At 73.2% G+C, this 22,931-nt stretch carries 20 protein-coding genes and 3 tRNA genes; 15 read left to right on the top strand and 8 right to left on the bottom strand.

The window, feature by feature from the left end; translation table 11 throughout:
• Window positions 1-714: 714 nt before the first annotated feature.
• The 3 genes from VMN58_05070 to VMN58_05080 all read right to left on the bottom strand — a co-directional run bounded on the left by VMN58_05070 (window position 715) and on the right by VMN58_05080 (window position 2,776).
• A complete protein-coding gene (locus VMN58_05070) occupies window positions 715-1,107 on the bottom strand; it encodes an antitoxin Xre/MbcA/ParS toxin-binding domain-containing protein (GenBank protein HUF32567.1) in 393 nt (130 codons plus the stop codon).
• Between the two features lie 301 nt (window positions 1,108-1,408).
• Entirely contained in the window at window positions 1,409-2,593 is a 1,185-nt protein-coding gene (locus VMN58_05075; protein HUF32568.1) for a site-specific integrase, read from the bottom strand.
• Window positions 2,594-2,703: 110 nt separating this feature from the next.
• Window positions 2,704-2,776: transfer RNA gene (locus VMN58_05080), tRNA-Arg, on the bottom strand.
• Between the two features lie 108 nt (window positions 2,777-2,884).
• Between VMN58_05080 and VMN58_05085 the strand changes: the two genes are divergently transcribed.
• The 3 genes from VMN58_05085 to VMN58_05095 all read left to right on the top strand — a co-directional run bounded on the left by VMN58_05085 (window position 2,885) and on the right by VMN58_05095 (window position 5,030).
• A complete protein-coding gene (locus tag VMN58_05085) occupies window positions 2,885-4,171 on the top strand; it encodes an NAD(P)/FAD-dependent oxidoreductase (protein HUF32569.1) in 1,287 nt (428 codons plus the stop codon).
• Window positions 4,172-4,211: 40 nt separating this feature from the next.
• On the top strand, window positions 4,212-4,748 hold the full coding sequence (locus VMN58_05090) for an HAD-IA family hydrolase (GenBank protein ID HUF32570.1): 537 nt from the start codon (window positions 4,212-4,214) through the stop codon (window positions 4,746-4,748).
• 120 nt (window positions 4,749-4,868) lie between these two features.
• Window positions 4,869-5,030, top strand: a complete 162-nt coding sequence (locus VMN58_05095) for a hypothetical protein (protein HUF32571.1) — start codon at window positions 4,869-4,871, stop codon at window positions 5,028-5,030.
• A gap of 133 nt (window positions 5,031-5,163) precedes the next feature.
• On the opposite strand, the gene VMN58_05100 is transcribed toward VMN58_05095, so the two are convergent.
• The 4 genes from VMN58_05100 to pheA all read right to left on the bottom strand — a co-directional run bounded on the left by VMN58_05100 (window position 5,164) and on the right by pheA (window position 7,802).
• Window positions 5,164-6,348: a transglycosylase family protein gene (locus VMN58_05100; protein HUF32572.1), complete on the bottom strand. Its 1,185-nt coding sequence runs from the start codon at window positions 6,346-6,348 to the stop codon at window positions 5,164-5,166.
• Window positions 6,349-6,628: 280 nt separating this feature from the next.
• A tRNA-Ser gene (locus tag VMN58_05105) sits at window positions 6,629-6,719 on the bottom strand.
• A 47-nt stretch (window positions 6,720-6,766) separates the two neighbouring features.
• Window positions 6,767-6,856: transfer RNA gene (locus VMN58_05110), tRNA-Ser, on the bottom strand.
• A 13-nt stretch (window positions 6,857-6,869) separates the two neighbouring features.
• On the bottom strand, window positions 6,870-7,802 hold the full coding sequence (gene pheA / locus VMN58_05115) for a prephenate dehydratase (GenBank protein HUF32573.1): 933 nt from the start codon (window positions 7,800-7,802) through the stop codon (window positions 6,870-6,872).
• 55 nt (window positions 7,803-7,857) lie between these two features.
• Here pheA and larB point away from each other — a divergent pair, with 55 nt between their 5' ends.
• Together larB and larC are read left to right on the top strand one after the other, a co-directional pair.
• The gene (larB, locus tag VMN58_05120; protein HUF32574.1) at window positions 7,858-8,625 is read left to right on the top strand and encodes a nickel pincer cofactor biosynthesis protein LarB; all 768 of its coding nucleotides are present in this window, start codon (window positions 7,858-7,860) and stop codon (window positions 8,623-8,625) included.
• Entirely contained in the window at window positions 8,618-9,874 is a 1,257-nt protein-coding gene (gene larC / locus VMN58_05125) for a nickel pincer cofactor biosynthesis protein LarC (GenBank protein ID HUF32575.1), read from the top strand. Before larB ends, larC begins: the two co-directional genes overlap by 8 nt.
• Before the next feature lie 6 nt (window positions 9,875-9,880).
• Here larC and VMN58_05130 read toward each other — a convergent pair whose 3' ends face one another.
• Entirely contained in the window at window positions 9,881-11,962 is a 2,082-nt protein-coding gene (locus VMN58_05130) for a diguanylate cyclase (GenBank protein HUF32576.1), read from the bottom strand.
• Window positions 11,963-12,113: 151 nt separating this feature from the next.
• On the opposite strand from VMN58_05130, the gene VMN58_05135 reads away from it, so the two are divergent.
• The 10 genes from VMN58_05135 to VMN58_05180 all read left to right on the top strand — a co-directional run bounded on the left by VMN58_05135 (window position 12,114) and on the right by VMN58_05180 (window position 22,771).
• Window positions 12,114-13,049 (top strand): hypothetical protein, encoded by a 936-nt coding sequence (locus tag VMN58_05135; GenBank protein HUF32577.1) that lies wholly within the window; start codon window positions 12,114-12,116, stop codon window positions 13,047-13,049.
• 2 nt (window positions 13,050-13,051) lie between these two features.
• Entirely contained in the window at window positions 13,052-13,573 is a 522-nt protein-coding gene (locus VMN58_05140) for a MauE/DoxX family redox-associated membrane protein (protein ID HUF32578.1), read from the top strand.
• Window positions 13,574-13,580: 7 nt separating this feature from the next.
• Window positions 13,581-14,078 carry a thioredoxin domain-containing protein gene (locus VMN58_05145; GenBank protein HUF32579.1) on the top strand — a complete coding sequence of 166 codons (498 nt, stop codon included), beginning with the start codon at window positions 13,581-13,583 and terminating at the stop codon, window positions 14,076-14,078.
• Entirely contained in the window at window positions 14,075-15,535 is a 1,461-nt protein-coding gene (locus tag VMN58_05150; GenBank protein HUF32580.1) for a hypothetical protein, read from the top strand. The genes VMN58_05145 and VMN58_05150 overlap by 4 nt, the downstream gene beginning before the upstream one ends.
• Window positions 15,536-15,633: 98 nt before the next feature.
• Window positions 15,634-16,185, top strand: coding sequence for a hypothetical protein (locus VMN58_05155; protein ID HUF32581.1), 552 nt, complete (start codon window positions 15,634-15,636; stop codon window positions 16,183-16,185).
• Window positions 16,179-16,817, top strand: coding sequence for a hypothetical protein (locus VMN58_05160; protein ID HUF32582.1), 639 nt, complete (start codon window positions 16,179-16,181; stop codon window positions 16,815-16,817). The genes VMN58_05155 and VMN58_05160 overlap by 7 nt, the downstream gene beginning before the upstream one ends.
• A complete protein-coding gene (locus VMN58_05165; protein HUF32583.1) occupies window positions 16,814-17,950 on the top strand; it encodes an AI-2E family transporter in 1,137 nt (378 codons plus the stop codon). Before VMN58_05160 ends, VMN58_05165 begins: the two co-directional genes overlap by 4 nt.
• 41 nt (window positions 17,951-17,991) lie before the next feature.
• Window positions 17,992-18,867, top strand: coding sequence for a crotonase/enoyl-CoA hydratase family protein (locus VMN58_05170; GenBank protein ID HUF32584.1), 876 nt, complete (start codon window positions 17,992-17,994; stop codon window positions 18,865-18,867).
• Window positions 18,868-18,976: 109 nt separating this feature from the next.
• Window positions 18,977-19,816 carry a fumarylacetoacetate hydrolase family protein gene (locus tag VMN58_05175; protein ID HUF32585.1) on the top strand — a complete coding sequence of 280 codons (840 nt, stop codon included), beginning with the start codon at window positions 18,977-18,979 and terminating at the stop codon, window positions 19,814-19,816.
• Between the two features lie 165 nt (window positions 19,817-19,981).
• Window positions 19,982-22,771, top strand: coding sequence for a cation-transporting P-type ATPase (locus VMN58_05180; GenBank protein HUF32586.1), 2,790 nt, complete (start codon window positions 19,982-19,984; stop codon window positions 22,769-22,771).
• Window positions 22,772-22,931 lie beyond the last annotated feature (160 nt).

Consider the following 22,931-nt stretch of genomic DNA (forward strand, 5'->3'; position numbering starts at 1 on the left):
TGGAGCGGTTCAGCATGGTGACCTCCTCGATGGTCCAGTTACCTCACTAGGCCACTGAGGAGCACGGGATCTCGCGCAGGAATCCGAATTCGTACTGTGCGGGACCCGCTGGACCTGGCACGGGACGGAAACCGGAAACCTCTTGGACAGGAGCGAACCAGGCGGACTGGCTCCGGGATCCGATGGAAGAGAGGCACTCCACGCCTCTCGGCGGGTCGAGATCGCCGGCCCTGCCCGCTACCGTCGGGGTCGTGGAGATCGCCTGCGCAGACTGTGGCTGCCTCGTGCAGCACGGCGTGATCGTGCAGGCCTGCGCTCGGCATCCGGAGTGCTGCTGCCGCCAGGTGACAGTCGCCGAGGGCGACGAACGGGCGCCCTTGTAGCGCTCCGGCAGCCGTGGGTGGACGCCACACCCATCTCGCACGAGCGAGGGGCGCGGATTCCCGACTCCATAGGAACCCGGCGTTCCTACTGTCGCTGGCCGTCCCGCACGAGAGCGCAACAGTCGTTTGCGATCCGGGATCCCACGCACCGTGAGTCCGGGAACCATCCCATCCTCCGGACACACCCTTGCAGGTTTCCCTCCGGGACACCTGCGTCTCACGCTGCGCGCGCTCCCACCGCCTCTTGCACGTCGACCGACACGCCCCCACGCCCGTGGACCCGGCGTAGCCGTTGCTCCAGACACCCGTGCTCGAGGAAGCGAGCCTGTCGTCAGTCCTCAAGGAAGGCGCGCACCGCTTCCAGCACCGCCCGCGCATCGCCCTCGGCGACGACCTCCAGCGGCGAGCGGTCCCCCAGGAACGGACTGCTGGACCGCAGGAACGCTCGAGCGGTCTCCTCGTCGTAGACGAGCTGGATCGAGCGGGCGACGCGGTACAGCAGCCGTAGCCCCTCCTCGTTGTCGGAGCGGATCTCTCCTCCGGCGGCCCAGGCCCGGATCGGGCGAGCGTCGGAGAGCCCGACCCCGACGGCTGCGATCCGCTGGCCGACCATCTCCAAGAGCTGCGCGGCGATCTGCACGGCAGAGCGCTGGACAGACTCCTTGTAGGCGCGCTCCTGCGCCTCGATGACCGCCTCGACCCTCTCATCCGTGGTGCGGGTCATCCGCACACGCTCCTCTCACGGGCTCGACCGCTTCCACGCCCTTCGGGAAGTGCATACTTCACTGTCGGTCAAACGCCGGCTGACTGTAGCACTACCACAAGTGTGCTGTCGCACAGTTGTACGTGCACTACATGCGGACTGTACCCCCCGATGTCAACCCCCTACCCCTGCGAGGCCCCCCACCCGGCTGCTCACCCGCGAAGCTGGCGACCACTCCTCCACGAGCATGGACCCTTCTGCCCGGCGCTGCGATGGTGGCTCTCGCGCCGTCGGCGCGCTGAGCACTGCTTGCCGACGCTCATCAGGACCCTGGGCCACTCGTGGCCCGACCGCGCCCATCCGGGATCGTCCCGAGCAGCGCGCCCATGACGGCGCCGGCCTCGGCATCCGTGGCCGGGAGCGAGTGGCTGTAGATGTTCAGGGTCGTGGCCTTGTCCCGGTGGCCGAGGCGGGCGCTGATGGTGGCGATCGGCGTGCCGGCGTCGCCGAGCGCGGTGGCCACGAAGTGGCGGACGTCGTGGAGCCGGACGTGGTCGAGGTCGAGGTCGGCCCGGAGGCGACCGAACCAGTTCGTGCAGACGTCGGGTCGCCATGGCGCCGAGCCGTCGGCCTCCTCGGAGAACAGGAACGCATCGTCGGCCAGCGCCACCCCGACCGCCAGGGCCCGCTCCCGGGCCCGGAGGTGGAACTCACGCAGCAGGTCACCCGTAGCGGAATCGACGGACACTCGGCGGGCCTGGTGGGTCTTGGTGTCCTTCTCGATCCGCTGCTGGTCGACCTGGGCGATGGAGCGGCTGATGGCGATCTCGCCTCGGTCCCACCGGATGTCGCTCCACCGCAGCGCGCACCCCTCGCCCCGACGACAACCGGTGACGGCGAGCAGCCAGAGGTAGACGCCGAAGTCAGGATCGAACTCGAAGGAGGCTGCCAGCAGATCGTGGACCTGGGCCACCGAAGGCGGCTTGATCTCCGTCCGGCGAGCTGCCGGCGGTGTGGCGTCGACTGCCGGGTTGCGGGCGATGAGGCCCCACTTGCGCGCCTGTTCGAGCGATTGGCGCATCACCGTGTGGCAGTAGCGCACCGTGCGCCCCGACAGCGGCCTGCCGCGCCGGCCGCCCGACGACCGGAGCTGCTGGTACCAGTGGTCGAGCTCGAGCGTGCGGATCGACGCCACCTTGCGGTCGCCGAAGGCCGGCTTCACGAAGCGCTCGGCCACCCACCGGTAGCCCCGCTCGGTGTTGGCCTCCACCGTCGACGCCTTGATCTCGAGCCACCGGTCGACCACCTCGCAGACCGTCATCGGCGCCGAGGCGACGTGGCGACCCTCGTCGACCTCGACGACCAGGCGGGCGAGCTCACCCTCGGCGTCCCGGCGGCTGCCGCGCACCGTCCGCTCGATGTACCGGCGCTTCCCGTCGGCCGATCGGCCGACGTAGACCTTCAGCCGCCAGGTGTCGCGGCTGCGCTGCTGCAGGTGCCCTCGCATGGGGACCTCCCTCTCAGGTTGCGACCCGTCGGGATTGCCAACGGATTGCCAAGAGGGGTCCGAAGCGAGGCACTGCTCAGGTCACGAACCCGATGACCAGGGCATTCTCGCGCGCTCGGAGGGATTCGAACCCCCAACCTTCTGATCCGTAGTCAGATGCTCTATCCGTTGAGCTACGAGCGCTGGATTGCGAGGGACGAGCCTACCGCCTCGGTCCTGAGGCTCCCAGCCGACCTGCGGTCCCTGGAAACCCCTCGACGCCGGGCCCATCTTGTGAACACAATCACGATCATGCGGGTGGTCATCGTGGGTGCGGGCTTCGCCGGCCTCGACTGCGCACGAGCGCTGGCGGGCTCGCGGGCCGAGGTCACGTTGGTCGAGCGCAACAACTTCCACACCTTCCAGCCCCTCCTCTACCAGGTCGCCACGGCCGGCCTGGCGGCGGCAGACGTGAGCCACGCCGTCCGCGGCATCGTCGCCGGCGTCGACAACGTGACGGTGCGGCGGGGCGTGGTGACAGGAGTGGACTGGGACCAGCGGACCCTCGAGCTCGACGGCGACCACCCCGCCCTTCCCTTCGACCGGCTGGTGCTGGCGGCAGGCGCGGTGGCGGGGTTCTTCGGGGTGCCCGGCGCCGAGGAGCACGGCTTCCCGCTGTACTCGCTGACCGACGCCATCCGGCTGCGCAACCACATCCTCGAGCGCTTCGAGGCCGCCGACGAGGACCCCTTGCTCATCGACCGCGGCGCCCTGACCTTCGTGGTGGTGGGCGGCGGGCCGACGGGGGTGGAGATCGCCGGCGCCCTCATGGAGCTCTTCGAGATGGTACTGCGGCACGACTTCCCCCGCCTGGCGGTCCACCGCGCAAGGGTGGTGCTGGTCGAGATGGCCGACACCGTGCTCGGCCCGTTCAGCCCCCAATCACGTCGCCACGGGGTGGAGGAGCTGCGCCGAAGGGGTGTCGAGCTGCGCCTCGGTCAGCAGGTCGCGTCGGTCGCCGCCGACGCGTTGACCCTGACGTCGGGCGAGCGGATCGACACCTCGACGCTGGTGTGGGCGGCAGGCGTGCGCGCCAACCCCCTCGCCGACGCCCTCGGAGTGGACCAGACCGGCGGTGGGCGGATCGTCGTGGGCGACGACCTCCGCCTCCCCGGCCACCCCGAGGCCTTCGCCGTTGGTGACGTGGCCGCCGTCCTCGGGCCCGACGGGCGGCCGCTCCCCCAGCTCGCCCCGGTGGCCAAGCAGTCGGGCGCCCACGTCGGGCCGGTCCTGCGGGCCGAGGCCGAGGGCACCACGAGCCCGGCGCCGTTCCGCTACCGCGACCGGGGAACCATGGCCACCATCGGCCGCCGGGCGGCGGTGGCCGACCTCCCCCTCGGCATCCGGCTCTCGGGGACGCCGGCGTGGCTGGCGTGGCTGGGCCTCCACCTCCTCCTGCTGGTGGGGTTCCGGAACCGCCTGAGCGTGTTCGTCAACTGGGCCTGGAGCTACCTCACCTACGACCGGGGCCCCCGCCTCATCATCGAGGCCTCAGACCCACCGCCGGGCGGGCCGGCACCGCCGATGCCGTCGCCCTGACGGCATCGGCCACCATGGCGGCACCCCACCCGGAGGAGCCATGCCCTACCTCGTCTTCGACCTCGACGGCACCCTGCTCGACTCCGACGCCGCCCTGGCCGGCGCCTTCGTCCGCCTCGGCGTGCCCGCCGATCAGGTCACCTTCGGCCACGTGGTGGCCGACGAGTGCGCCCGCCTCGGACTGGCACTCGACGACTACCTCGCCGCCTACGACACCTCCGAGGCCCGACCCTTCCCCGGGGTCGATGAAGCGCTCGCCGCGCTGTCCGGCTACTCGGTGTGCTCCAACAAAGCGAGGGTCTCGGGCGTCGCTGAGCTGGCTGGCCTCGGCTGGGAGCCCGAGGTCGCCCTCTTCGCCGACGACTTCGGTGGCGGCCCCAAGCGGCTGGGCCCCGTCCTGGCTGCCCTCGACATGCGCGGGGCCGACGTCGTCTTCGTCGGCGACACCGCCCACGACGCCCGCTGCGCTGCTGCGGAGGGCGCCGCGTTCGCCGCCGCGGCGTGGAACCCCCGGGCCGTCGACCTGGCGGCAGATGTCGTCCTTCGCCACCCCCGCGAGCTGCTCGACCTCCTCTAGCCGCCCGGTCGCCGGCGCGGCCCGGCCACCGCCGGTGGACGCGTGCGCCCCGAGCGGGTGGACTGGCGGGAGCGGGGACGGGGAACATCCCCGCGACCCGTCGACCAGGGAGGTCCGCCCATGTGGCGAGTCATCGGCGTCATCGTCGCCGCCATCGTGGTGCTCAGCATCCTCGGCGTGGTGCTGCGCGCCCTGCGGTGGGTCCTCTACGTCGCCCTCATCCTGGCGGTGCTCAGCGCCATCCTCGGCTTCTTCGCCAAGGACAAGACCGACACCACCTGACCGCGAAGAAGGCCCCGGCCGGAGGCCGGGACCCTCTTCAGCGGACAGCGAGCTTGTGGCGCCGACGGAAGGGGCCCAGCCGGAGCCTGCGGAGGCTGGGAAGGCCTCCCGTCGGTACAGGACCCGTGAGCCCCTAGGTGTAGCCGAGCTTGCGGCTGCAATGGGGCCAGGCACCCCAGCCCTGCTCGGCCCGGAGGCGCTCTCCCATCTCGATCTGGGTGAGGCGGGAGTGCTGGTGGGGGTAGCCGGTGCCGCCGACGGCCCGCCACGAGCTGAGGCTGAACTGCAGCCCGCCGTAGTAGCCGTTGCCGGTGTTGATCGACCAGTTGCCACCGGACTCGCACTCCGCCAGGCGGTCCCAGCGGGGGTCAACTGAGGCGGAGTGCACGTCGGGAGCCGGCTCGGGCTTGCCGGTGACCAGCCAGTAGCCGTCACCGGTGCGCTGAGCGGCGACGCCGGTGATGGGCGCCTGCGGGCGGGTCTCGCCGAACGACCCGTAGAAGCCGGCGTCGCCGAAGGAGAAGATCCCGCCGTGCTCGGTCGCCAGCCAGTAGCCGTCACCGGAGGGCGAGACATCCATCCCGACGATGTCGGCGCTGGGGCTGTCGGCGGCGGAACCGCGGAACACCGCGTCGCCGAAGGAGAACATCCCGCCGTCGGCGGCGACCATCCAGTAGCCGTCGCCGCTCGGGGTGGTGGCCATGCCGACCACCGGCGAGTTGAGGGCGGTGTGACCCATCGAGCCGAGGAAGCGTGCGTCGCCGAAGGAGAAGACGCCACCGTCGGAGGCCACCATCCAGTAGCCCTCGCCCGAGGGGGTCGGGCTCATGCCGACGATCGGCTGGTTCAGGCGCATGGCGCCGGTGGAGCCGAAGAACTCGGCGGCGCCGAAGGAGAAGATCCCGCCGTCGCGGGCGACCATCCAGTAGCCGTCGCCCGTGGGGTGGGCGGCGATGCCCACCACCGGCTGGGCGAGGGGGGTGCCGTGCATCGAGCCGTGGAAGGAGGCGTCGCCGCGGGCGTGGACACCGCCATCGCGGGTGGCGACGAGGTAGCCCTCTCCTTGGGGGGCGGCGGCGATGCCCGCCACCTCGGCGACGGCGGCGCCGGGCTCGCCGTGGTCGCCGGCGCTGCCGAAGCCGTAGACGGAGCCGGCATCGGCCGACGCGGGCAACGACGACGGCACCAGGGCCAGGCCGGCCACCGTGGCGAACGCCGCAGCGGCGGCCACAGCGCGACGCAGGGGCCACCGGGTGGCGCGGCGCTCCGGGAGCGGCGCCATGGGCGTCGTGCGTCGATCGAGGGGATGGGTGATCACGGGAGAACCTCCAGGCCCGGGGCCACCACGCGCACCCGCCAGGCGAGCTGGTGGGAGGGGGCAACCGCACTCCCCTCACGCAAACGAGCGAGGAGCGGACAGGTGTCGGGACGCTGCCAGAGGGACCTGGGGCTCAGGTCGCGGCGCGCGTCGAGGACGTGCTGGTTGTGGTTGTTGCGAGAACGTTACCGGTCGCGACGCCGATCCGTAACATTTGGTCCGGGTGACTTCGGTCACACCGAACCGGCACGCCCTCCCCGACAGACAGCGGGGGGCAGAGCGGAGAGGGTGGGATTCGAACCCACGGTGGCCCTTGCGGACCACAACGCCTTAGCAGGGCGTCCCGTTCAACCTGGCTCCGGCACCTCTCCCGATGAGCCGCACCACCATACCGGGCGAGGCGGCCGGACCGGCCTCGTGGCGGAGCGGGAGGGATTCGAACCCCCGGGCCCCGGAGGGCCGGCTGCTTTCAAGGCAGCTGCAATCGACCGGACTCTGCCACCGCTCCTCGCCCCGCGACGCTACCCCTCGCCGGGTACCACGTCGGCTCGGATGGCGCGCAGCCACTCGTCGGCCGCCCGCCACGAGGCCACCACGTCACGCCGCACGGCGTCACCCTGGTCGCCGGCGGCGGGGTACGACCCCAGGAACTTCACGTCGGCCAGCTTGGCCTTGAGCTCGCGCAGGCAGTCGGCCACCACCTCGTCGGCGAGGTGGCCCTCGAGGTCGATGAAGAAGCAGTACTCGCCGAGGCTGCGCTTGGTGGGCCGGGAGGAGAGGTAGGTCAAGTTGATGGCCCGCGCCGAGAACTCCTGGAGGATGCCGAGGAGGCTGCCGGGTCGGTCGGCGTGCTGGAAGCACACGATCGTGGTCTTGTCGTGCCCGGTGGGCGCCGGGACCCCGGACCGGGCGACCACCACGAAGCGGGTCTGGTTCTCGGGGTGGTCCTCGATGTCGGTGCCCAGGGCGGTGAGGCCGTACAGCTCACCGGCCAGCGCCGGGGCGATGGCGGCCGAGCGCCCGTCGCGCTCCTCGCCCACGAGGCGAGCCGCCTCGGCGGTGGAGTTGGCGGGCACGTGCTCGGCGTCGGGCAGGTGGGCCTGCAACCACCGCCGGCACTGTGCGGTGGCCACGGGGATCGAGACGATCCGCTCCACCTGCTCCAGGGTGACCCCTGGCGGCACCAGCAGGTTCATGACGACGTTGATCACCACCTCGCGCTGCAACAGGAGGTCGGCATCGAAGGTGAGGGCGTCCAGGGTGATGTTGACCGAGCCCTCGATGGAGTTCTCGATGGGCACGAAGCCGAGGTCGACCTCGCCATCGCTGGTGGCGGCGAGCACGTCGGGGATGGAGGCCAGCGGCACCAGCTCGGCGGCCGCCAGGTCGGCCTGGGTCAACAGCGCCTGTTCGGTGAACGTGCCGAGGGGGCCGAGGAAGCCGATGCGTGGCATGGCGCTGCAGGCTACGGCGTCGCCCGGGCCGGGCCGAAGCGGCAAGGATGGAGGGGTGGACGAGGTCGCGCTCCGAGCGCTGGTCGAGGGGGTGCGGGCAGGCACCGTCGCCCCCGACGACGCAATGGCGGCACTGCGGCGCCTCCCCTTCGCCGACCTCGGCTTCGCCCGCGTCGACCACCACCGGCGACTGCGCCAGGGCGTGGCCGAGGCGGTCTACGGACCGGGCAAGGCACCGGCGCAGTGCGCCGCCATCGTCACCGAGCTGCTGTCGGTCGGCGACGGGCCGGTCCTGCTCACCCGGGCCGACCAGGCCCAGGTCGCCGCGTCCCTCGCCGCCGCACCGGGCGGCACCCTCACCGTCACCGGCGACGGGCCGGCGACGGTGGTGTGGCGACCGTCGCCCGAGCGCAGCGAGCGGATCGCCGTCGTCACCGCCGGGACGGCCGACCTGCCGGTGGCCGACGAGTGCGCCGCCACCCTGGCCGCCTACGGGCTGCGGACGGTCCGGGTCACCGACGTGGGCGTCGCCGGGGTGCACCGCCTGCTCGAAGCGCTCGACGACCTGACCGCCGCCGAGGTCGTCGTGGTGGTCGCCGGCATGGAGGGTGCGCTGCCCAGCGTGGTGGGCGGCATCGTGGCCGCCCCGATCGTGGCGGTGCCCACCAGCGTCGGGTACGGCGCCGCTCTCGAGGGCGTGACCGCCCTCCTCGGCATGCTCTCCAGCTGCGCGGCGGGCATCACCGTGGTCGGCATCGACAACGGCTTCGGCGCCGCCTGCGCCGTGGCCCGCACCGTCGGGGTCCTCGGCCGCCATGGCTGACGGCACCGGCGGGTCCACCGTCGCCTGGTTCCACTGCTTCGCCGGCATCGCCGGCGACATGGCCCTCGGCGCCCTGATCGACGCCGGCGCCGACGTCGACGAGGTCCGGGCCCTGCTGCGACGGCTGCCGGTGACCGGCTGGCGCCTCGAGGCTCGCCCCACGATGCGGGGCGGCATCGCCGCCACCTCGGCGGTGGTCGTGGCCGCCGACGACACCGTGGTGCGCACCTACACCCACATCACCGGCGTCATCGAGGAGGCGCGCCTGCCCGAGCGGGTCCGGGCGCGGGCACTGGCCACCTTCGCCCGCATCGCCGAGGTCGAGGCTCGCATGCACCGCCGGCCCCTCAAGCAGGTGCACTTCCACGAGGTGGGCGGCATCGACGCCATCGTCGACATCGTGGGGGTGGCCGCCGCACTGGAGGTGCTGGAGGTCGACGAGGTGGCCGCCAGCCGGGTGGCGACCGGCACCGGCATGGTGCGCACCGCCCACGGCGCCCTCCCCAACCCGGCGCCGGCGGTCGTCGCCCTCCTGGCCGGCGCACCGACGCGGGGCCTCGATGTCGGCGTGGAGCTCACCACGCCGACCGGCGCCGGTCTGCTGGCGGCACTCGCCACCTCGTGGGGGCCGATGCCGGCGATGACGATCACCGCCAGCGGCTTCGGGGCCGGCACCCGCGAGCTCGACGACCTGCCCAACATGACCCAGGTCGTGGTGGGACGGGCCGAGCGGTCGCCGGCCACCGCCTCCAGCACAGGAGGCCAGCCGGTGGTGCTGCTCGAGGCCAACGTCGACGACGTCACCGGCGAGACCCTCGCCCACACCATCGCCGCCCTGCTCGACGCCGGTGCCCACGATGCCTGGGTGACCCCCATCGTGATGAAGAAGGGCCGGCCGGCTCACACCGTGAGCGTGCTGGCCGACGTGGCTCTGGCGGCGGAGATCCGAGGCGTGCTCGTCGCCGAGACCGGCACCCTCGGCGTCCGCGGCGGGACCATCGAGCGTTGGCCGGTGCGGCGCACCGTCGACGAGGTCGAGGTCGAGGGCCTGGTGGTGCGGGTCAAGGTCTCGCCAGGCCGGGCCAAGGTGGAGCACGACGACGCCGTCCGGGTGGCCGAGCGCACGGGACTGCCCCTCCGCGAGGTCGTCTCCCGGGCCGAGGGGACCTGGCGGCGCGCCCACCACGAAGACCCCACCGTGGTGACCCTGCCCCCGCCGGCCGCACCGCCCGACGACGACGCCGGCTGACCCCGGCTACGACCCGGCGACCGCCCAGCGGCCGTTCCCGGCCGCCTTGGCCGCGTACATGGCGTCGTCGGCGGCGTGTAGCAGCGCGGCCCGGTCCTGGTCGCCGCCGATCGAGGTGGCGATGCCGATGCTCCCCGACACCACGACCTCGCCGCCGTCGACCGCGAAGGGCATCCGGAGGGCGTCGAGGACCTTTGCGGCCACCGCCTCGGCGGCCATGCCCGCCCCGTTGGGCGAGTCGGCCACCAGCACCACGAACTCGTCACCGCCGAGGCGGGCCACGGTGTCGCTCGCCCGCAAGCAGCCGCGCAGGCGCTCGCCGACCAGGCACAGGACCTCGTCGCCACCGCGGTGGCCGTAGGTGTCGTTGACCTTCTTGAAGTCGTCGAGGTCGACGAAGAGCACGGCGACCTCGTGGCCGGTCCGCCGAGCGCGCTGGAGGGCGAGCTCGACCCGGTCCTCGTAGAGCGCCCGGTTCGGCAGGCCGGTGAGTCCGTCGTGGAGCGCCTGGTGCTGGATGTGGGCCACGAGCTCGACGTTGCGCAGCGCGGTGGCGCTCTGATCGGCGAGGGCCCGGAACCGGGCGAGCAGCTCCGGGGTGGGCTCGAGGCGCTCGGGCCGCTCCACCACCCCCGCGGCGCTGACGCCGTAGAAGCGCTCGGCGCTCACCAGCGGATTGACCACGACGGCCTCCAGGCCCGTGGCCTGCATCATGGCGCCGACCCACGGGTCGTCGACGTCAGCGGTGAAGCAGAGCGGCTCGGGCATGGTGAGCATCTGCTCGAACAGGGGGGTGTCGTCGGCCGAGATGGTCACCTTTCGCAGGAACGCCTCGTGCTCGGCGGGGAAGCCCCGGAAGGAAACGGGTTGGAGCAGCGCTGTCTCCCGGTCGAAGAGGTAGACGGCAACCCGGTCGCAGTCGATGACCTCCGTGACCGCCTCGACGAGGGCCTCGGCCACCTCGACGCCGTCGGTCGTCTCGGCCAGGGTGCACGCCAGATCGAGGAGGGCCGTGGCGGTGAGGGCGTCGCGGCGGGTGCTCTCGAGCGCCGCGGCCTGGGCGATGGCGGCCGCAGCCAAGTCGGCGTAGTCGGCGAGGAGCGAGCGGTCGGCCTCGAGGAAGCGGGACCCGGGGGGAAAGAGGGCCACGAGGCGGCCGTGGCGGCGCCCGTCGGAGGTGACGTCGACCACGAGGCGAGAGCCAGCGCCGTCGTCCGGGTCGCCGGTCAGCACGTCGTCCGCCAGTAGCTCCGCCTCGCCACTGGTGAGGCCCACGCTGTGGACCAGCGGCGCTCCCGACCCCATCCGGATCGCCAGCAGGTGGGCGGGGGCCCGCACGGCGCCGCTGGCCTGGTCGACGATCCGCCGCAGGAGCTCGTCGAGGTCGCCTCCGGCCACCAGGCTCGCCACCGTCCGCCGGAAGCTGTCGAAGCGGGCGTTCACGGCCGCCAGCTCGCCGCGCAGCGCCTCGGCCGCCGCCTCACTGCTCGTGTGGGCGGCCCAGCGGACGTCGAAGACGCACCGGTCGCTCCCGTCGAGGACGCAGGCCACCTCGCGCACCTCGGCGGGCCCGAGCCCGAAGATGAGCGGGACGATGCCGAGGGCGCCGGCGGTGTAGTCGCACACCTCCCGGTAGCGGGGTGCCCCCTCGATCGGCCAGGCCGCCACGACGCCACCGCCCTCCCTGACCTCGACGGTCTCCATCGGCGTCACCGTCGAGAACTTGGACACGACCTCCGGCATGGCCTCGAGCAGCGCTTCGGGCGACCCGAGGGACTGCAGGACGGCGGCGACGTCACCGGCAGCCCCGGCGCGCACCCAGTGCTGCGCCACCTCCCGGAGGTGGTGGCTGCCGCCCAGGACCTCGCCGGCGGCCTCGAGCAGGCAGCGGCCCTGTTCATAGGAGCTCCAGTCCGTGAGGTCCTCGAGCTCCGCGACCGAGCGTCGCTCCCCTGCCAGCTCGAGGAGCCGGGCGACGCCGTCGTCGCCCTCCCGCACCCGCACCAGGCTCAAGACCTCCGAGGTGACCGCACCCGACACGACGCGGTCCAACGAGAGGGCGCCACCCCGCTCACCTGCCATCGCCATCGGCCACTCCCCGGGTCACCGCTCGAACCTCACGCACCCCATCGGCCGATCCAGACCAGATGCAAGGGGCGGGCGAGATCCGCCTGCGCCCGTGTCGGTGCGACCACCGGGCTACCGTTGGTCGGTGCTCGGCGGCGCCACGCTATCCACCATGCGGAAGCGGCGCTCGCCCGCGGCCGCTGCCCTCCTGCTCGCGGCCATCACGCTGGTGGCGGGCCTCACCGTCGGTGGCGGCGCCAGCCACGACGGCGGCGGCCACCGAGCCACCACGGCAGCCGGCGGTGGCGCCCAGGGCTACCGCCTCGTCGACGCCGACGGCGGGGTGCGGACCTTCAGCGACGCCGCCACCCTCGGCGACGCCGGGGTCGGTGGCCTGCCCTCGCCGGTCGTGGCCGCCGCCGGCACCCCGAGCGGCGAGGGCTACTGGATGGCCACCGCCAGCGGCGTGGTCCTGCGCGCCGGGGACGCTCCCTTCCGTGGCAGCACCTCCGGCATCGCCCTCAACGAGCCCGTGGTCGGCATGGCCGCCCACCCCTCCGGCGACGGCTACTGGCTGGTGGCGCGCGACGGCGGCGTGTTCAGCCACGGGGCCCCGTTCTACGGCTCCACGGGCAACCTGACCCTGAACGAACCCATCGTCAGCATGGCGGCATCGCCCCGCCGCGGCTACTGGTTCGTGGCCGCCGACGGAGGGGTCTTCGCCTTCGGCGGGACGCCGTTCCGCGGCTCCACCGGCGACCGGCGGCTGAACGAGCCGGTGGTCGGCATGGCCGCCCACCCCTCCGGCGACGGCTACTGGCTGGTGGCGCGCGACGGCGGCGTCTTCAGCTTCGGCGCCGCCCGCTTCCAAGGGTCCGCCGGCGGGATCGCCCTCAACCAGCCCATCGTGGGCATGGCAACCACCGCCACCGGCGACGGCTACTGGCTGGTGGCGCGCGACGGCGGCGTCTTCGCCTACGGCGACGCCACCTTCCGCGGGTCGACCGGTGGGTCGTCCTCACCGGTGCACACCACCGCCGTGGTCGTCGCGTCCCCACCGGCATCCAGCGCCACCAGCATCGGACCCAGCGACGACGAGGGCTCCTGACCGTGGACGCCGTCGCCTACTGCGTCGCCCTGGTGCTCGCCACCACCTTCGCCTGGGCGGGTGTCGCCAAGCTGCGCGACCGGGGCACCACCGAGCGCACCTTCCGCGCCTTCGGGCTCCCGGCGCCCGCCGGCCTCGCCACCGCCGTGCCCGTCGCCGAGCTCGGCCTTGCGGCCGGCCTGGTCCTCGTGCCTGGGTGGGCGGCGGTGGTAGCGCTGGCGGTGCTCGCCGGCTTCACCACCCTGTTGGTCCGCGCCCTGCGGGCCGGCGTCGACGTGGGCTGCGGCTGCTTCGGCACCGCCCGGAGCGAGCCGGTGTCGTTCGTGGAGCTCGTGCGCAACGGCGTCCTCGCCCTCGCCGCGGTGATCGCCGCCACTGCACCACGGGTCGTCGTCCCCACCCTCGAGTCGGTGGTGGCGGTGACCACCGCCGCCGCCGTGGCCGCCCTGGTCCTGGCCCTCTGCGAGGTCCGCCGGGCCACCGGGGCGACGTTCCGAGTCGACCTGAGCGGCGGGCCAGGGTGAGGCGGCCATGAGCGGCAGCGTGTGGGTCGCCTCGTACGTCCTGCTGTGGTTGGCCGTCCTCGTGCTCGCCGTGTCGGTGGTGGCGCTGCTGCGCCAGATCGGGGTGCTCCACGCCCGTCTCCACCCCCTCGGCGTGCACTTCGCCGGCGAGGGGCCCGAGCTCGACCGCCCGGCGCCGATGGCCGCCGAGCACCGCTACGGCGAGGCCGGGGCCACACTGCTCGCCTTCACCGCGCCGACCTGCGAGGTCTGCGCCACACTCCGCCCCTCGCTCGACGCCCTGCGCCGCCAGTACCGGGAGCTCGCCATGCACGTCATCGACCTCGACGACACGACCAGACCGACCTTCTCGGCGTTCAACGTCCAGTCCACGCCCTACGTGGTGGCGGTTGACCGCGAGGGCATCGTCCGGGGCCGGGGGGTCGCCAACTCGCTCGAGCAGGTCGAGGAGCTCCTCCTCGAGGCCCGCCAGCGCGCCGAGTCGGCCCAGGGGACGGACGAGTGAGGCAGGAGCCCACGACCACCGGCGTCGCCGGCCTCAACGGCGCCGTCGAGCGCCTCGGCCGGCGCCTCGCGGCTCGCACGACCCGCCGCTCCTTCCTCGACCGGATGGCCAAGGTGGCGGTGCTCGTCGCCGGGGGCCCCGCCCTCGCCACCCTGCTGGCCGACCGAGCCGAAGCCCGCGTCTGCGGGCAGTCGGGCGTCGCCGCCAAGTGCCCGACCTTCGACTGCGTCGGGCCCGGCGACGTGTGGGGCTGGTGCTGGTACGCCAGCCCCGGTTGCTGCTCCAACGGCGGGCTGAAGAAGATCTGCGACTGCTGCCGGGTCGACTACCCCAACGTCCACGGGTACTGCCCGAGTGGCACCAACGTCCTCTGCATCCTCGAGAGCTGCCTCGCCGACCCCCGGGTCATGGCCAAGCCCACGCTGCGGGCCGCAGGGATGAGCGCCGCCGCCGTGGCGGTCGCCCGCAGCGGGCTGGCGGCCGCAGGGCGCGGGGGTGCGGTGGTCATCGGCGACGCCCACGACCACCTCGCTGCCTCGGTGGCCGGGCCCGTCGCCGCCGCGGTGCACGGGCCCCTCCTGCTCAGCGACCGCGACCGGGTCCCCTCACCCGTGGCCGACGAGATCCAGCGCCTCGGCGCCGTCGAGGCCTTCGTGGTCGGCCCGGCCATGACCCCGGCGGTCGACGCGGCGCTGACGTCCATGGGTCTGCAGGTGACCAGGGTCCACCAGGCGGACGACCTGGCAACGGCCTCGGCCGAGACGGCCCGCTGGGTGCTGGCGCGCGTCGGCGGCAGTCGGGTGCTGGCCGTCGCCGCCACCGGGCCGTCGGCCACCGCCGCACCGGCGGCAGCGGCCGTCGCCGGCGCCGGGCGGGCCGCCCTGGTGGTCGGCTTCGACGAGGCCGTCTCGCTCACGACCGGCCCCGACGCCCCCGCCACCGTCACCTACCTCGTCGGGCCCGGCATGGCCGAGCGGGCACCGGAGGTGGCCGGCGCCTTCGCCGTGCACGGCGCCGACCATGTCGCCCTCGGCCTGGCACTCGCCGACCTCGCCGCCCGGGACGAGCGCCGGATCAACCTGTCGGTCAACCTCGTGCCCGCCGGGAGCACCGAGGTGGCGGCCGGCCTGGCCGGGAGCCGGGGTGTGCTGCTGTTCCACCCCGACGGCGTCCTCGGCGCCGACATCTACCGCTGGATCGTGGCCCACGAGCCCTCGCTCGCCCGGGGCGTCGTCGGCGGCTCCCTCGGCGCCCTCGGCGATGCCGGCATCTACGACCTGCAGTCGTCGCTCAACCGCTTCGACACCCACTTCCTCCAGGGCCAGGCAGGCCAGGGCCTCCCCGTCATCTCTCAGCCCGAGTCGGAGCGTCCCGTCGGCGAGGCCCGAGCCGCCGGCCAGCCGTCCGCCCAGCCCGACGGCTACTGGTCGGCACGCGCCAACCCGGCACGGCGGTGATCCCGGCGGTGGTGGCTGCGGTGCTCGCCGTGGCGGCCGGGCTGCGGTCGCTCTGGTCGCCCTGAGGCCTCTCGGTCGCCGAGACCGTGCGCCCCTCCGTGCGAGGGGCCGAAGGAGTGTGGGTCGTGGCGGTGCTCGCCCTCGCCGGTGTCGCCACCGGCGGGCTTGTGGGCCTGGCCCTCGGCGCGGCGTGGGCCGGTGCGGGCGGGGAGCCGCTGCCCCCCGCCGGGGCAGCGGCTGCCGCCGGCGTGGCCGTGGTCGCCGACCTCGCCCACCGGACCACCGGCCGGCTCCGCCCCCTTGCCGTGGGACGCCAGGTCCCCCAGGCATGGGGGCGGCTCTTCGGCCCCGGGACCGCCGCCCTGCTGTACGGCGCCCGGCTCGGCGTGGGCCCGCTCACGATCCTGACGTCATGGACGTGGTGGGCGATGCTCCTCGTCGCCGCCTCGCTCGGGCCGTGGGCGTCGGCCGCCACCGGCGCCGCCTTCGCCGTCGCCCGCGTGACCACCATGGTCGTGGTGGTGGCCGGCGCCCGGTCGGGTCCGGCCATGGGCCGGCGGATGGCAGCGCTGCGCCACCGCGAGCCGGTGGTGGCATGGGCCACCATGGGCGTCGTGGGCATGGTGGGCATCGGGGCGCTGGCGTGGTGAGGGTGCGAGCCGTCGCCCTCGCCGCCGTCCTCCTGGCGGCGTGCGGCGGTGATGGAGGCGAGGGCCGGATCGGCGACGCGGCACCTGGCACCCTGGAGCTCACGCCCGAGACCACCACCACCATGCCGGAGGACACGTCGATGGCCGACCTGCTCATCGAGGACGCCCCCGAGGGCTACGTCCAGGCGGACGCCGCCATGGGCGCCGGCCCGCTCGACCTCGAGGGGGCCGCGGCCGCCGAGGTCGACCACGCGGCCGAGCGCGCCCTGCTCGAGACCCGCGGGTTCCAGCGGGGGTGGTCGCGTGCCTGGCTGACACCCGACGACGACGTCGTCTACGTGGCCGCCTACGAGCTCGGGAGCGACGAGGCCGCTGCCCGGTACCTGGAGGATGGCACCGAGACCCTCCTCGCCCGGGGGGCCGAGCCCTTCGACGTGCCCGGGGTCGACGGGGCGCGCGGCTACGTGACGCTCGACGAGTCCGAGGCCGGGACGTTCACCGCCTATGCCGTGGCCTTCACCCGGGGGCCCCACTGGTTCCTTGTGCTCAACGGCTCGGCTGGCTCGGGCGCCAGCCCCGACGTCGCCCGCGCCCTCGCCGAGGTCCAGGCGCGACGGGTCGAGGGGCCATGACGGGCCGCGCCGACCAGCACCGCTCGACGCCGGGTGTCCCGCCCAACCTCGAGCGGGTAGCGGCCATCGCCTGGCGGGTGCTGCTCGTCGCCGTCGCCGTCGTCGTGGTCCTGGTGGTGCTTCACCTCCTGATCGTCATCGTCCTGCCGATCTTCATCGCCGTGCTCATCGCCACCGCCCTCATCCCGCCCGTGCAGTGGCTGGTGAGCAAGGGCTGGAAGCGCACCCTGGCGGCCGTGGCGGTGGTCATCCCCGCCTACCTCGCCTTCTTCGGGGTGCTCGTCTTCCTCGGGGCGGCGGTGGTGCGTCAGTTCAGCGAGCTGGGCGACGCCTTCTCGGAGGGCCTGGGTGACATCCAGGCCTGGCTGATCGAGGGGCCGCTCGGTCTCGACGAGAGCCAGATCGAGGACTACTCGAGCCGGGCGCTCGAACAGCTCCGGGGCAGCACCGAGCAGCTCACCGAGCAGCTCACCACCGGGGCGGTCCTCGCCCTCGAGGTGGTGGCCGGGTTCCTCATCGCCCTCGTGCTCGGCTTCTTCTTCGTCAAGGACGGCGACCGCATCACCTCGTGGTTCATGCGCCACGTCCGCCGGGACGACGAGGAGACCGTGCGGGCCACCGCCAGCCGGGCGTGGTTCAGCCTCGGCGGCTACCTGCGAGGCACGATCGTCGTCTCCACCGTCGACGCCATCGGCATCGGCGCCGGCCTGATCATCGTCGGGGTACCGCTCGTGATCCCGCTCATGATCCTCACCTTCTTCGGCGGGTTCTTCCCGTTGGTGGGCGCCACGCTCGCCGGTGGCGTCGCGGTGATCGTGGCCCTCGTGAGCGGGGGGCTGACCGACGCCCTGATCATCCTCGGCGTGGTCCTCCTCGTGCAGCAGGTCGAGAGCAACTTCCTCGAGCCCGTCGTCATGGCCCGCGCCGTGGCCCTCCACCCGGTGGTGATCATCGTCGTGATCACCACCGGTGCGATCGTCGGGGGGCTCGTGGGCGCCTTCGTCGCCGTGCCCCTCGCCGCCATGGTGTCCGCCGTCGGCAACGAGCTGCGGGCCCGGGGCGTCATCCTCCCCGACGTGGAGCTGCGCGACGAGACCGTCGAGGCCTCGGCCGAGGTGAGCGAGGAGACCTGAGCGCGCCGCGCCACCTCCTCCGGCTCGGCTAGCAAAGGGGTGTGGACCTCACCCAGATCTCCTACGACGTGGCCGACGGTGTGCTCACCATCACCCTCGACCGCCCGGACCAGCTCAACGCCTTCACGGGGCGGATGATGAACGAGCTGCTCAACGCCTTCGACCGGGCCGACGCCGACGATGACGTTGGCGCCGTCATCGTCACCGGTCGGGGCCGCGGCTTCTGCGCCGGGGCCGACCTGTCGTCGGGAGGCGACACCTTCGACGCCGGCGCCCGGGGGGCCGAGGTGGGCGTCGACATCGACGACGCAGGGGTGCCCCGCGACGGCGGCGGACGGGTCGCGCTGCGGATCTTCGAGTCGACCAAGCCGGTCATCGCCGCCATCAACGGACCGGCGGTGGGGGTGGGCATCACGATGTGCCTGCCCATGGACGTCCGGCTCGCCTCCGAGACGGCCAAGATCGGCTTCGTCTTCGCCCGCCGGGGCATCGTTCCCGAGGCGTGCTCGAGCTGGTTCCTTCCACGGGTGGTCGGCATCAGCCAGGCCCAGGAGTGGGTCGTCACCGGGCGGGTCTTCGGCGCCGAGGAGGCACTGGCGGGTGGCCTGGTCCGCAGCGTCCATGCCCCCGTCGACCTGCTCCCCGCGGCGCGTGCCATCGCCCGGGAGATCGTCGAGCACACCGCGCCGGTGTCGGTCGCCCTCAGCCGCCAGATGCTGTGGCGCATGCTCGGCGCCGACCACCCGATGGAAGCCCACAAGGTCGACTCGCGCGCCATCGGCGCCCGGGGGGCGAGCGCGGATGCCCGCGAGGGGGTGACCTCGTTCCTCGAGAAGCGTCCCGCCGAGTTCCCCATGCGGGTGAGCGACGGGATGCCCGACTTCTACCCGTGGTGGGAGGACCGCCCCTTCGAGTAGGCGGAGCGGGAGCCGCGGCGGCGACGGCGCCCCGACACCGGTGGGCACGCGGTCACCGTCGGTGCGGTCCGCCTGCGATCATTCGACGACCACACGCGGGAGGTGCTCCATGTTCAGGCTGGCCAACGTCGACGGCCGCGCTGCGCTCGTCGAGGGCGACCACTGGTATGACCTGGCGGTGCTCGGCGGCGACGAGGCGCTGGCGGAGCCGATGGCTGCCGTCGCCCGCCACCCCGAGCTCCACGACCTGCAGGCCCGTGCGGCGGACCGCTCCCCCAGTGGCGACGTAGCCGACACGCTCCTCGGCGCGTGCGTGCCCCGGCCGAGCAAGGTCTTCGCCATCGGGCTGAACTACCGCGCTCACGCCGCCGAGTCGAACCTCGAGCTGCCCACGGCGCCGGTCACGTTCACCAAGTTCCCGAGCTGCCTGGCCGGCCCCACCGCCGACGTCGTCCTCTCGGGACCGACGGTCGACTGGGAGGTCGAGCTGGTGGTGGTCATCGGCCACGGCGGTCGCCACGTCAGCGCCGACGACGCCTGGGCGCACGTGGCCGGGCTCTGCCTCGGCCAGGACATCTCCGACCGAACGGTGCAGCTCAACGGCAACCCGGCCCAGTTCTCCCTCGGGAAGAGCTTCGACACCTACGGCCCCATCGGGCCCGCCGTCGTCAGCGTCGACGCCTTCACCGACCCCGACGACATCGGGATCTGGTGCGAGGTCGCCGGCGAGCGCATGCAAGAGGCGCGCACCACCGACCTCATCTTCCCCGTGCCCGAGCTCGTCGAGCACCTGTCGTCGATCTGCACCCTCGAACCGGGCGACCTGATCTTCACCGGCACCCCCTCGGGGGTGGGCGCTCCGAGGGGCCGCTTCCTGCAAGACGGCGAGGTCATCGTCAGCGGAGCCGAGGTGATCGGCGAGCTGCGCAACCGCTGCGTCGCGCGGTGACGCCTAGCCGGCCGCTACGCTCTCGGTGACAGGAAGAAGGGGAGTATCCCCGGCACCTCGGTGCTGTGCCTGCCTCGTCATCACGGCCGCCAGCGGCTCGGGGCAGCGGATCGCTTCGGCGGTCGGGAGAGACCTTCGGTCCCACCCCCGACCGAAGGCAACCACGTGACGAACCTGACCGCATCCGCTGCGCGGACCCCCGGCGACGCACCCCACGCCGAGGATGCCGCCACGATCCTCGCCCGACTCGGCGTGAAGGCCGACGTCGGTTTGTCGAGCGTGGAGGCGGTGGCCCGCCTCGCTCGCAGCGGGCCCAACCGCCTCCCCGAGGCAGTGCCGGTGCCGGCCTGGCGGCGGCTGGCGGCTCAGCTTCGTGACCTCCTTACCCTCATCCTGGTCGCGGCCGCGGTCATCAGCTTCCTGGTCTCGGGGGAGCTGAAGACACCGGTGGTGGTCCTCGTCGTCGTAGCCGTCAACGCCGTGATCGGCTTCGTGCAGGAGAACCGGGCCGAGGCATCGCTCGCAGCGCTACGGACCATGTTGGTGGCCACCGCACGCGTCCGCCGCGACGGGCAGGAGCACGCCGTGGCGGCCGAGGAGCTGGTGGTGGGCGACGTCGTGGTCGTGGAGGCCGGTGACCGGATCCCCGCCGACGGCCGCCTGCTGGTCGCCCACCAGCTCGAGGTCGAGGAGGCGGCTCTCACCGGCGAGAGCGTCCCCTCGGCCAAGTCGACCTCACCCGTCGCGGGAGACCGCGTGGGGTTGGGCGACCGACGGAACATGGCATACATGAACACCACCGTCACCCGGGGGCGGGGTGAGATGGTGGTCACGGCCACGGCGCTGGACACCGAGATCGGCCACATCGCCGACCTGCTGCGCGGCACTGCGGACGAGCTGACGCCGTTGCAGCACCAGCTCCACGGCCTGGCGCGCAGCCTGGCCGGCCTCGCCGGCGTGATCGTCGCCCTCGTGGTGGGCATCGGCCTGCTCCGGGGGCAGACCGTGGAGGACCTCCTGCTCACCGCCGTGGCCCTGGCCGTGGCGTCGATCCCCGAGGGCCTCCCTGCGGTGACGGCGGTGACCCTCGCCATCGGCGTGTCCACCATGGCGAAGCGCAACGCCATCGTGAAGCGGTTGGCGGGGGTGGAGACCCTCGGGTGCACGAGCGTGATCTGCACCGACAAGACGGGCACCCTCACCCTCAACCAGATGACCGCCCGCCAGCTCGTGTTGCAGGATCGCTCGTTGGCCGTCTCGGGGGAGGGCTACGCGCCGGTCGGCGCCATCGACGGCGCCGACGACCTGGCCGAGGGGATCCTGGAGCGGGCGCTGGCACCCATGGCGCTGTGCAGCCAGTCGAGCGTCCGGCGCAGCGACGACAGCGGGTGGGCCCTGGTCGGCGACCCCACCGACGGTGCCCTGGTGGTGCTCGCTTCCAAGGGTGGCCTCGACGTCGCTGCCATGCGAGCGGCCCACCCCCGCCTGGCGGAGGTCCCGTTCGACTCGAGCCACAAGCTGGCGGCCAGCGTCCACGAGTGGCCGCTCCCCGGCGGGGGGAGGTCGATCCGCCTGCTGGTCGAGGGCGCCCCCGACCAGCTGCTCGCCCGCGCCACCCACGCCATCGGGCCCGGCGGCTTCCCCATCCCCATCGCCGAGGCGCTCGACCGGCTCGAGGCCCACAACGAGCGCGTGGCCGGCCAGGGCCTACGGGTGCTGGCGGTCGCCGACCGCGAGCTGGCCGAAGGGTGGCGAGCCGAGGCGGAGGACGACCCCCTCGCCATCGTGCACGACCTCACCGTGGTCGCCCTGGTCGGCATCCTCGACCCGCCCCGCCCCCAGGTCCGCTCGGCGATCGCCACGGCGAGGAGGGCCGGGGTGAGGGTCACCATGATCACCGGTGACCACGCCGCCACCGCCATCGCCATCGGGCGGGAGCTCGGGCTCGCCGACGAGATCGGCCGGGTGACGGCGATGACCGGCGCGGAGATCGATGCCATGACCGACGCCGAGCTCGCCGACGCCCTGCCGGGCACCTCGGTGTTCGCCCGGGTGTCGCCCGAGCACAAGCTGCGGCTGGTCGCCGCTCTCCAGGCTCAGGGCCACGTGGTGGCCATGACCGGCGACGGCGTCAACGACGCTCCGGCGCTGAAGCGGGCCGACATCGGCATCGCAATGGGCATCACCGGCACCGAGGTCACCAAGGAGGCCGCCACCATGGTCCTCACCGACGACGACTTCGCCACCATCGTCCAGGCCGTCCAGCACGGTCGGGGGATCTACGACAACATCGTCAAGTTCGTCCGCTTCCAGCTGAGCACCACGCTCGGCTTCGCCGCCCTCTTCCTCGGGTCGTCGGTGCTCGGCTTGGCCGGTGGCAAGCCGTTCGGCGCCATCTCGATCCTCTGGGTCAACATCATCATGGACGGCCCCCCGGCCATGGCCCTCGGGCTCGACCCCGTGGACCACGACGTGATGGAGCGCCAGCCCCGACCGCGAGCCGAGCGCATCCTGACCAGGGGCCGGTGGGTGACCATCGGGCTGTCGGCGGCGGTGATGGCCGCTGGCACCCTGACCGTCCTCGCCCTCGCGCCGGGCGAGGCCGCCCGGGCGGGCGTTCCCACGGCGGCGGGGACGATGGCGTTCAACACCTTCGTGCTGTTCCAGTTCTTCAACATCCTCAACGCCCGCAGCGACCGACTGAGCGTGTTCCGCCGCCAGACACTCACCAACGCCAAGCTGTGGTGGGCGCTCGGCGCCGTCGCCGCCCTCCAGGTGGGCACCACCCACCTCGGTGCCATGCGGGCCCTCTTCGACACCACCACCATCACCTCCGGCCAGTGGTTGGCCTGCGTCGCGGTGGCGTCGAGCGTGGTGTGGGTGGAGGAGGCGAGGAAGCTCGCCCTGCGCCTGCTCGCCGACCACCGATTGATCCGGCGAGCCTGCCAGTCCTAGCCTGACGCCGGCCGATGGCTGTTGAACCTCCAAGTACGCGCACCGCTCCCCGGCGATCCCCACCTCGGCACGGGCGCGCTCCTCCTCGGCCCTCCGACCACTCGTGACGTGGGCGCGCACCCGGCGCGCCCCGAGAGCAGGAGGAGCGTCCCTTGGATGG

The sequence above is a fragment of the Acidimicrobiales bacterium genome (genome assembly GCA_035512495.1).
GTDB lineage: Bacteria > Actinomycetota > Acidimicrobiia > Acidimicrobiales > CADCSY01 > DATKDW01.